At 37.2% G+C, this 10,490-nt stretch carries 13 protein-coding genes and 1 pseudogene; 12 read left to right on the forward strand and 2 right to left on the reverse strand.

Annotated features, from left to right (window positions below):
* Positions 1–258: 258 nt before the first annotated feature.
* Positions 259–936, reverse strand: a complete 678-nt coding sequence (locus tag AC11ZT_RS07525; protein ID WP_484059016.1) for a polysaccharide deacetylase family protein — start codon at positions 934–936, stop codon at positions 259–261.
* A 136-nt stretch (positions 937–1,072) separates the two neighbouring features.
* Positions 1,073–1,915, reverse strand: coding sequence for a cation diffusion facilitator family transporter (locus tag AC11ZT_RS07530; RefSeq protein WP_484059017.1), 843 nt, complete (start codon positions 1,913–1,915; stop codon positions 1,073–1,075).
* A 357-nt stretch (positions 1,916–2,272) separates the two neighbouring features.
* On the opposite strand from AC11ZT_RS07530, the gene AC11ZT_RS07535 reads away from it, so the two are divergent.
* The 12 genes and pseudogenes from AC11ZT_RS07535 to AC11ZT_RS07590 all read left to right on the forward strand — a co-directional run.
* Positions 2,273–3,175, forward strand: coding sequence for a cation diffusion facilitator family transporter (locus AC11ZT_RS07535; RefSeq protein ID WP_484059005.1), 903 nt, complete (start codon positions 2,273–2,275; stop codon positions 3,173–3,175).
* Positions 3,176–3,376: 201 nt separating this feature from the next.
* A complete protein-coding gene (locus tag AC11ZT_RS07540) occupies positions 3,377–3,910 on the forward strand; it encodes an RNA polymerase sigma factor (protein ID WP_484059006.1) in 534 nt (177 codons plus the stop codon).
* Entirely contained in the window at positions 3,903–4,403 is a 501-nt protein-coding gene (locus tag AC11ZT_RS07545; RefSeq protein WP_484059007.1) for an anti-sigma factor family protein, read from the forward strand. The genes AC11ZT_RS07540 and AC11ZT_RS07545 overlap by 8 nt, the downstream gene beginning before the upstream one ends.
* Positions 4,404–4,415: 12 nt before the next feature.
* On the forward strand, positions 4,416–5,237 hold the full coding sequence (locus AC11ZT_RS07550) for a hypothetical protein (RefSeq protein WP_484059008.1): 822 nt from the start codon (positions 4,416–4,418) through the stop codon (positions 5,235–5,237).
* 101 nt (positions 5,238–5,338) lie between these two features.
* The gene (gene uptA, locus AC11ZT_RS07555) at positions 5,339–5,938 is read left to right on the forward strand and encodes an undecaprenyl phosphate transporter UptA (RefSeq protein ID WP_484059009.1); all 600 of its coding nucleotides are present in this window, start codon (positions 5,339–5,341) and stop codon (positions 5,936–5,938) included.
* A gap of 35 nt (positions 5,939–5,973) precedes the next feature.
* The gene (locus tag AC11ZT_RS07560; RefSeq protein ID WP_484059010.1) at positions 5,974–6,588 is read left to right on the forward strand and encodes an undecaprenyl-diphosphatase; all 615 of its coding nucleotides are present in this window, start codon (positions 5,974–5,976) and stop codon (positions 6,586–6,588) included.
* Positions 6,589–6,623: 35 nt separating this feature from the next.
* Positions 6,624–7,268 (forward strand): TVP38/TMEM64 family protein, encoded by a 645-nt coding sequence (locus AC11ZT_RS07565; protein ID WP_484059011.1) that lies wholly within the window; start codon positions 6,624–6,626, stop codon positions 7,266–7,268.
* Between the two features lie 9 nt (positions 7,269–7,277).
* Positions 7,278–8,429: an MGDG synthase family glycosyltransferase gene (locus AC11ZT_RS07570; RefSeq protein ID WP_484059012.1), complete on the forward strand. Its 1,152-nt coding sequence runs from the start codon at positions 7,278–7,280 to the stop codon at positions 8,427–8,429.
* A 60-nt stretch (positions 8,430–8,489) separates the two neighbouring features.
* On the forward strand, positions 8,490–9,191 hold the full coding sequence (locus AC11ZT_RS07575) for a polysaccharide deacetylase family protein (protein WP_484059013.1): 702 nt from the start codon (positions 8,490–8,492) through the stop codon (positions 9,189–9,191).
* Positions 9,192–9,417: 226 nt separating this feature from the next.
* Positions 9,418–9,987 (forward strand): class I SAM-dependent methyltransferase, encoded by a 570-nt coding sequence (locus AC11ZT_RS07580; protein WP_484059014.1) that lies wholly within the window; start codon positions 9,418–9,420, stop codon positions 9,985–9,987.
* 12 nt (positions 9,988–9,999) lie between these two features.
* A complete protein-coding gene (locus AC11ZT_RS07585; protein WP_484059015.1) occupies positions 10,000–10,254 on the forward strand; it encodes a metal-sensing transcriptional repressor in 255 nt (84 codons plus the stop codon).
* A 54-nt stretch (positions 10,255–10,308) separates the two neighbouring features.
* A pseudogene (locus AC11ZT_RS07590) lies at positions 10,309–10,490 on the forward strand (sulfite exporter TauE/SafE family protein); the annotation flags it as partial.

Raw genomic sequence — 10,490 nt, forward strand, 5'->3', positions numbered from 1 at the left:
TTTCAAACCTGTTCAAGTGGTGTTCCTTGTACAGGAAAATATGTTGATTGGTTTGGATTTATTACGATCCCGCTACTAGCTTTCGTTGCCTTTACAGTCATAACAGTATGTATGTTTTTTGTTAGGAAGCAAGCTTTAGCTGAAGAAGAATGAAATAGATTGTGGAACAGGATAAGCCTTTCGAGGTTTATCCTGTTTGATTCAAAAGTAGATAAAGAAATCGCCTTGTAAAAAGAATGAGTATCCTTCACCAGCTTCTCATTCTTTTTTGTATGCTAACAGCTCGGATACTGTTACAAAGTCGTAACCTTGCTGTAAGAGTGCAGGTAGAATAATTTTCAGCGCACGAATCGTTTGAGATTTATTGTAAATCCCGTCATGCATCAGTACAATATCCCCATTTCTAGCATGCTTTAAAACATGATTTGCGATTGCATATACTCCCGGCGATGACCAGTCCCTCGTATCTTGATGCCAAGACCATAGTATGGTTTTATACCCTTCTTCTTTTGTTAAAGTAAGTAATTCTTCACTCATATACCCCCCTGGAGGGCGAAAAAACCGTGGTGCATTTGGTTGCCATTTATCGATATACCTTTCCGTCTCTATAATTTCCTGTTTCATTTGTTCAATGGATGCTTTATTGGAATATCTATGTGTCATTGTATGGTTGCCAATTTCGTGACCTTCTGCTACGATTCGCTTCATAATTGCTGGATTTTCTTGCATACGATTACCTACGACAAAAAAAGTAGCTTGTACATGGTACTGTTTTAAAATATCTAATATTTCAGGAGTGAAAACCGGATTAGGCCCATCGTCAAATGTAAGAGCCATTACTTTATGAGATGTAGGTACTTCCCACACAATATCGCCTTGTGCTTCTACTTTGTCACGTTTGATTTTTTTGGCTTCAACATGCAGAGGAGTCATCATGAAACAAATGATGAGTGCTGATAAAAGATAGATACGAATCGCAATCACCTCTTTTCCTACACTTAATATTTGAGGAAAAGAAAAAAATATACCGTTAAATAAAAATACGGTAATAGAGGTTCCACTTTTTGTCTGATTAGTCTAGTGGCTCAACATGTACGTTTGCTAAATAAATATCGTGCTTTGTGATAAGAATTTGTTCTACGTTAGAGGAAATGTCATGACTAATACGTACATCAATGTATGCATCCACTAATATAATGACGTCTACAATTGCATTACTGCCATAGCTTCTGGCTTTTATGGCTTTGACCTTCTTTACACCAGGTACTTGTGCAATGGTACTCTTATAGGCTGTTAGTTCCTCTTCATCAAATCCATCTGTCAATTGATGAGTAGCTTCTTTAAAAATATCCCAAGCGGTTTTACAAATGAGCAGTCCAACAATAAAAGCTGTCACCGAGTCTAGCCAGGGTAGGCCAAATTGTGATCCAACGATTCCGATAGTCGTTCCAACGCTCACCCACGCATCCGATAAATTGTCTTTAGCAGCTGCCATTACCGAATGACTTTTAATTTTTACTGCTAGTTTATGATTGAAACGATATACGAAAAACATTATGATTGCACAAAATATAGCTGTGTACGCAGATGTCCAATCTGGATAGGTTGTTTCCCCCTTAAGCAGTGTCAGAAGGGCTTGATAGAGCACTTGTAAGCCTACGGACATCATAATGAAGGAAGCGACCATGGATGCAACCGTTTCGGCGCGCCAATGACCATAAGGATGATCATGGTCTGGCGGCTTTTGCGATACACGCAAACCAATGAATACGGCGATAGAGGCAATAATATCTGTTGTATTATTGTAACCATCTGCTTGTAATGCCTCTGAATGGGCAGTATAACCTATAAATAATTTTAAAATAGATAATAGAATGTATACGATGATACTAAGAATGGCACCGCGTTCCCCCATTCGAAGCTTCTTATAGCGTTGATCCAATTTCTTTCCCTCCAAGTTTCTATTTCTATATATAATGGAAAACATATCCACTTGCAAATTCGCTTTTTACAATCCTATCAAACGAAATACATGTGGGTCTAGAGAAAACTTTTTAGAAAAAAACAGGAAAGTAAGCGTATACAAAAAATGTTTTACGAAGGCAAAAGAATAAGTTTCGTTTAGTCAAAAATGTTACCATATCGCTACTTATGTATAGATAATCAACTTTGTTTGCATAGACTCACATGGCCTATATTTGGTAAGCTAATAAAAGTATAAAAAATTTGTACCATGTTTACCCGGGAAGAAAATAGAGAGGAGTCTTGATGTATGATACAATCACGTACATCACCTTTACTAGTCGCATGGATTAGTGTTTTTAGTAATGTTTTATTAACGATTTTAAAACTAATAGTAGGAGTTGTGTTTCGGAGCCAGGTTCTCATAGCTGATGGTATCCATAGTGCAGCTGATGTCGCTGCATCTGTCGCTTCACTAGGATCCATGAAGATCGCAATTCAACCAGCTGACGAAGATCATCCCTATGGTCACGGGAAAGCAGAAGTTATTTCAGCTGCTATTGTCGCCATCATATTAGCACTTGCTGCTGTATTTATAGCCTATGAGTCGGTTTCATCTTTATTTGAGCCTGCCGCTAAGCCACATATAATTGCTTTACTTGCTGCAACTGTATCGCTTGTTTGGAAAGAAATTTTATACATATATACATACCGAATTGGGAAAAGGGTAAATAGCAAAGGATTGTTAGCTACTGCTTATGATCATCTTGCTGATGTATACGCATCACTTGCAGCTACAATTGGGATTGGAATTGCATTGCTTAGTAATATTATTCCCATTCCTTATGGCGCTTATGGGGATCCGATTGCTGGAGGTATCGTTTCTATCTTTGTACTTCGTCTTGCTGTACAGATGGGAAAAGAATCGATCGATACGTTAATGGAGGGGAGTTTGACACTTGAAAAACAACAATCCTATCGTAAACTTATCGAAGAAAATCCGAACGTGAAACGAATTGATCGTCTTAGAGCAAGGGAACTAGGCTATTATGTTTTAATTGATGCAAGAGTTAGCGTGCTTGCAGAGCTTAATATCCAGCAAGGTCATGATATATGTAGAGAAATAAAAACATCAATTATGAAAGAACATCCAGAAGTAAAGGAAGTTTTAATTCATCTTAATCCTTGGTATGAAACAAAGTCGAATAAATAGTATTCTATCCTTATACCCATGTATGCATGGATATAGGGATATTTTTTTATTGGAAAATGAAATATTCCCTCCTATACTGGTATAAGACCTAACATAATCCATGAAATGAATACAAATTATAAAAATATAGAGTGAAATGAACATTTTTCAATAAAAGTACGTCTTTTCAGATAAGAGAGAAGACAGGAGGGGCTGGAGTATGTGAACCAGGAATTGCATGAGTTAATACAGCACGCAAAACGAGGAAAAGAAGATGCATTCTCACAGCTGGTCACATTGTATAAAGGTGAAGTGTTTCGGCATGCCTATGCGATGGTTAATGATAAGATGGAGGCTGAAGACATAGCGCAGGAAGCCTTTCTTAAAGCCTACCTTTCCCTTTCAAAATTAGAAAATGAATATGCATTTGTTTCATGGTTAACGAGAATTGTAACGAATTTATGCTATGATCGCTTGAAAAAGATGAATAAAATAAAATCGTATTCTTCAGAAGATATCGTAAGCATAGAGAGTGATGAGATGGAACACGTACAAACACGTTTAACGATTCAGGAGGCCATGCAAAGATTATCGTTTGAACATAGAACGGTTATTATTTTAAAAGATGTACAGGGATATTCTTATGATGAGATAGCAAGTATTCTACATATTCCTGTTGGAACGGTTAAGTCTAGATTGAATGCTGCAAGAATGATGGTAAGGAAAGAAATTTCTAGAGGTGATGAGAATGCATGAGGTAGAAGAATTACTACCTGATTATGTAGACGATGAATTAAGTTCGGATCAACGTATGAAAGTAGAGAAACATCTTAGTGTATGTATGGAATGTCAACATCAGGTGAAAGAGTTGGTGCAGATGAAGCAAGATATTCTGCAGGCCTATTCATTGATTCAGCCAGATGATCATTTCGAAGAGATTGTAATGGAGAACATTGGCTCTTACAAGCAACAATTGAAACGAAAATCGAAAGTTATGCATGTTTCGCTTTCCATCGTTATGTCTGCTCTATTCTTATTTCTTTTTCTACAAACGAGCTCTATCTTGTATGCTATCTTTCAAGTTCTATTTGCGTTTATACATGTTGGCATGAGTCTTGTTGGCGCTATTGTAACGATTATTTCTTCTGTTCCTAATGTGATTGAAATTGTCGTGATATCAACCCTTTTTGTCTTTATTTTTTCCAGTTGGTCGATTCATCGATTGTTACGGACGAAGGCCATCAGTTAAGGAGGTGGAAAATTGAAAATACTTCGATTATCAATTTTCGTTATGTGTATCTATTTTCTTTCCATGCAGCAGCAAGCCTTTGCTGCAGATACAAGTCTCATTCAATTTAAGGAAACGACCATTCACGATTATCAGAAAATAGAAGGAATTCTTGTTATCGGTAATGATGTAACAGTGGAAGGTACGGTCAATACGGCAGTCATCGTCATAAATGGAGATTTACATATACAAAAAACTGCTATTATTAAAGGTCCCATTCTTGTGATTGGAGGGGTAGCTGAGCAACAACAAGGTGCGAAAATCGGGGAACATCTGCTCGCGCTCCAATTCAATGATGCTACGCAAAATAGTTTTTTATTTGCAGGTGCGTTGTTTCTTGGTATATGGATTATCCGAGTTCTGTTGGTACTTAGTATCGGAATCTTTACGATACTTACAGGGATACTGATGAAGCAACGAGTGGAGCAAATGAGTACTCCTCTTCTAACAGAGTGGGGACGATTACTTGTAACGGGAGCATTTACTAGCATTGCTCTAGTAGCCCTTGGTGTTCTGCTTACCGTTAGTGTAATTGGTATACCGATTGTCATTGTATTACTCGCCCTATCTCTTCTTTCCCTATTAATAGGAATGTGTATGCTTAGTAGGGTAATTGCAAACAAGGTGAAAGGGCTTGAAGATGGTCCATGGTGGAAAAAATTAACGGTTGGGTGTGCTATTTTACTTTCTTTTATGAGTCTTCCGTTAATTGGAGGATTCGTTATTTTACTAACAATCTGGCTGTCCTTCGGTGTTTCAATAAAATGGTTGGTAGATAGAAGGAAAAAAAGATGATGCATTCCTTGCACGGAAAAATATTTTTTATTTGATCTGAACTTTTTATAAGTTGCCTTCGTCCATTAACATGAAGAAAAATAAGGAGGCAATATACGGATATGAGTAGTTTTGTACAAAGCGTTTTATTCACTTTAATGAGTTTTGGATATGTGGGAATTGCAATTGGATTAATGATAGAGGTCATCCCGAGTGAAATTGTATTGGCTTATGCGGGCTATCTGATTACAAAAGGAGAAGTTAGCTTTGTTGGAGCCGTAATAGCAGGGGTTATTGGTGGCGTCATTGCCCAGTTATTTTTATATTGGATTGGTAAGTATGGGGGCAGACCGTTTTTAGTGAAATACGGAAAATTTTTATTTATTCGTGAAAAACAAATTGATATGGCAGAACGTTGGTTTGAGAAATACGGGGTTGGAGTTATATTTACAGTAAGATTCATACCCGTTGTTCGGCATGCCATTAGTATTCCAGCAGGTATTTCACGTATGTCTCTTGCAAAGTTTACGAGTTATACGACTCTTGCCATCATTCCATGGTCCATTTTATTTATTTATCTTGGAGAAAAATTAGCCTCAAATTGGCAACAAGTGAATCAAATTGCAAAGCCGTACGTACAGCCTATTATGTTTGCGGCTATTATAGGGGTAATTGCGTACCTGTTTGTAAAAATTCAAAAAAATAGACAATCTCGTGCATAATCATACAACTAGGAAGAAGCAGAAGGTGAGAGTCCATGAATAATGAAATATTTCAACAAATTAACAATTTAGCAGGGCATTCAGCTCTTTTAGATAAAACGATGGTGTTTTTAACAGATAGTACAGCCTATATTGCCATTTTTATTTTACTGGCTCTTTGGTTTCGAAATGGAAAGGAAGAAAGAGTAGCTGTTTTTAAGCAGTACACTGCCATTTACGCGGTTCTTTCAACATTGATGGGATTGGCTATAAACGCGATTATACATAGCGTATACTATCATCCACGTCCTTTTGTTACGTATCATGTTCATCAATTGGTTCCGCACGGCCCAGACTCTTCATTCGTAAGTGATCATTCTGTACTCGTGTTTGCGATTGCCTTTACATTGTTGCTTCGAAGTGATTCTTTGAAACGCATTGTACTTAGTTGGGCAATCCTTATTGGAATAACAAGAATCTATATAGGTGTCCATTACCCATTTGATGTGATAGGAGGAGCAGCTCTTTCCTTTATGACAAGCTTCATCGTTATTGCAAATGCAAAAAAGGTAGAGCCACTCGCACAGTTTATCTTTCGTATGTTCGGAAAAATGGTCATTGTTTTTCCATTTCTTTCGAAATATTATCATGTATCGAGTCGTAATGGGTAACGTGATGGTATAGCCATTCGTCTAAGGAGTATTTCATGAGGAAGAGAATATTTAGTATCTTTTTCGTAGTTATAATCCTTATAATTGGGTATGTAAATCGTGCCCAATTAGTGGATGTAATTAAAGAAGGCGGTATGTTTTCTGTATGTATTAGTATGCTAATGGTTGCAATGGGGGCATTTTTCCCCATTATACCCTTTCCTATTTTAGGTGGAATCATTGGCGCGGTATTTGGCGTTTGGCAAGGTACCCTTATTTCTTTAGCGGGGGGAATGTTAGGAACCACCGTTTTTTTCTTGTTAGTACGATATGGATTTCGCAATGTAACAAAGACCTATATAATGAAATATGAAACGATTAAAAAATATGAAACAATCATGCTTAAGAAGCCCTTTCTTGCTGTTTACTTAAGTAGAATGATTCCGGTTATCCCTGCCACTGTCGTAAATATGACATGGGCACTTAGTGATGTTGGTATTTACACATTTTTTGTTGCATCCTCTTTAGGGAAAATTCCAAATATTCTACTTGTAAATTATGCAGGTTCCATTTTTATCGAGCATCAATGGGGAGCTATTGTAGCATATGCAGCTTATATGGCTGTCATAGGAGCAAGTTATTATGTCGTATTTTTTAAGGTGAAAAATAGAGAGAAAACCGAAAAATTAAAAAATGAGTAGGTGACAACTATGGTAGGAAAAGAGAAAATGCTTATTTTTTCTAGCACTTTTGGGGAAGGTCATCAACAAGCTGCTCATGCTATTTCTCAGGTAGCCAGGCTTTATGAGGGGATTGAAACAATACAGTTAGATTTTATATCTCTTGAACACCCGTTATTATTTCCAATAGGTCATTACATGTATATGAAAGGAATAACGACCTTTCCAAGTTTTTACGGATATTTGTTTCGGAAAACGCGTCTAAGTAATTCTCCTACACTGAAATTACATTTTTTATCGGAAGAGTTACAACGTATGAAGAAATTATTAGAAGAAATTCAGCCAACAGTTGTAGTGAATACATTTCCCTATACAGCTTATCTCATCTCAAAACTAAAGGAGTATGGTCTTAGTAATGTTCCCTTGGTAACAATTATTACTGATTACACCGACCATGGTTATTGGATTCATCCAAATACAGATTTGTATATTGTAGGATCAAAAGAGGTACGGGAAGCCCTTCAAAAACGAGGCATAGAAAAAGGTAAAATAGCTGATACAGGCATTCCTGTAAGACAAGAGTTTTGTTGCGATTACTCTCATGCTAGCTTGTTTGAAAAGTATGGATTAGACCGATCCATTCCTACTATTCTTGTTATGGGAGGCGGCTACGGTCTTATGGGAGATGCAGTGTCATTCTTTCAAATGCTGACTACATTAGAACAAAAGCTCCAAATTTTAGTTGTATGCGGACATAATGATAAACTTAGACAAATTGCAGAAGATGAATTAAAAGACTGTAAGCATCGTAGTATCGTTACTGGATATATTGATTATGTACATGAATTCATGGCTGTTTCCGACCTTATTGTGACCAAACCAGGCGGTGTTACCATTTCCGAGGCGATGGCTGCGGGATTACCGATGGTTCTGTATCATGCCCTTCCTGGACAGGAACAGGATAATGCTACATTTTTAAAAAAGGCTGGCGTTGCTATGCAAGTAGAAACGCTGGAAGATTTGCAATTACTGCTCTCCGAACTTAGCAGTAATTCTTTAGCCTATTTAGCAGTAAAGAAAAACGTAGAAGCGTACAAGTGGAAGCCATCTGCTCTTGACGCTCTTCATGCGATATTACAATTGAGTCAGCAAGAAAAAGGCCTTATTCCAACGATTGTATAACCGTACAAATCTTTTAGGTAGGATAAAATTGTCTTACTTTTTATAACGGAGATGAATGAAATGTGGGTTATTTTGTTTACTGCTTTGATTATATTAATTCTATTCTATGCAATACTTCCAAATATAGCAGCGCGATTTGGCTTCGGTGTTATTTTAAAAAGTAAGAAGAGACGAGAAATTGCCTTTACATTTGATGATGGACCTAATCCTATCTATACACCTCTTTTGCTTAGCTTGTTAAAAAAATATGGAGTGAAAGCAACTTTTTTTGTGGTAGGAGAGCAGGCGGAGCGTTATCCGGAAATACTGAAGCGAATGCATGAAGAAGGTCATGAAATAGGATTACATAATTATGTTCATGTCTCGAACTTGCTGTTAGGTCCTTGGACGTTGAAAAAACATTTGGAGAGAACTGCATCTTATGTGGAGCAGATCACGAGTGTACGTCCTGTATTTTATCGCCCTCCTTGGGGACTTATAACTGGACTTGACTTTTTTTTACAAAAAAGCTTTCGTATGGTTATATGGTCGATAATCGTAGGAGATTGGCGCACAAAGGGTGGGAGTGTAAGAATTAAAGAAAAACTGCTACATTCTCTGCATGAAGGTGCTGTCATCGTACTCCATGATAGCGGGGAAACGTGGGGAGCAGAATCAAATGCACCAGAATTTATGTTGAAAGCTCTAGAAGAAGTAATACAGGAAGTACAGCGACGCGGCTATCGATGTGTGAAAATGGGACAGCTTTTTCCTGACAAGTAAATATGATTTTTTAATAATGATGCAGACAAGTCACCTTAATAAGCGATGACTTGTTTTTTGTGCAATAAGAAGCAGAGAGTTGAAACATATTGCAATTTATTGTAGGGTGATTTACAATAATAATATACCCATTAGGGTATATTATTATTGTTTCTTTTTATTGCTATTGTAATTATTTCCATACATGATGATGTATCATATTCATGAAAGAAAGGAAGATAGAATTATGACTGGTCATCGTTTTAATCCAGAGCATGCAAATAAATTATTAAACCCAAAACGGAGGAAAGCTGTCTTGCCTGAGAATGTCATTGAAATTATGAACATTCAAAAGGGAGATCATGTTGTGGAACTTGGTGCAGGAAACGGATACTTTACGCTTCCTATTGCTAAAATCACAGAAGAAATGGTATATGCAGTTGATATTGAATCTCATATGCTTTCCCTTCTTCAGGACCGAGCACGTGAGCAACATATTTCGAATCTAACGTATATCACAAGTGATGTGACAAACACACAGCTACCAGAAGAAGTTGCTGATAAAGTGCTACTTGCATTCGTTGCACATGAATTACCGGATATAGGAGCACTTTTGCGCGAGGTGTCACGAATCGCGAAAAAAGGTGGACAACTGCTTATCGTTGAGTGGGAAGCTGTTGTAAGCGAGAGCGGACCAGCATTAGAGGAGAGAATTCCATCAACGAAGTTGCAGAATCTATTAACATCATTTGGTTATGCAAGTAATCTTTATAAAATCAGTGATTCTGTATACGGTTTACTCGTTCGTATGTCGTAAGGAGGAATCTCTATGGATTATCAAAAAGAAATTCAGTTAGATATAAAGAAAATGGATCAGAAAGTTCTAGACGTTATTGCGATGATGGAACAGAATAAAGGATGTCCAGATGTTGTACAGGAACTTTCTATGATTCGCGTGGCAATTGATCGGGCTATTGGAATGATTGTAGCAGCAAACGTTGAACAGTGCGTATATAACAGCAAAGAAAATGATTCAAGTGAAGTAGTCAAAAATGCACTCGAACTTATTGTGAAAAGCCGTTAATCCATTTGGATAACCAAAAAGGAAGTTCCTTAAGTTAACAAGGGGGAATGAAACATGAGTATTGGCTTTATCCTCACCATTTTTGCACTTGGATGTATAGGCTCCTTTTTATCTGGTATGCTCGGAATTGGCGGAGCAATTATTAACTATCCAATCTTATTATTTGTTCCCGCATTATTAGGATTTCCCACCTTTACTGCACACGAAGTGACAGGAATAGTAGCAGTGCAAGTATT

Source organism: Ectobacillus sp. (genome assembly GCF_056992975.1).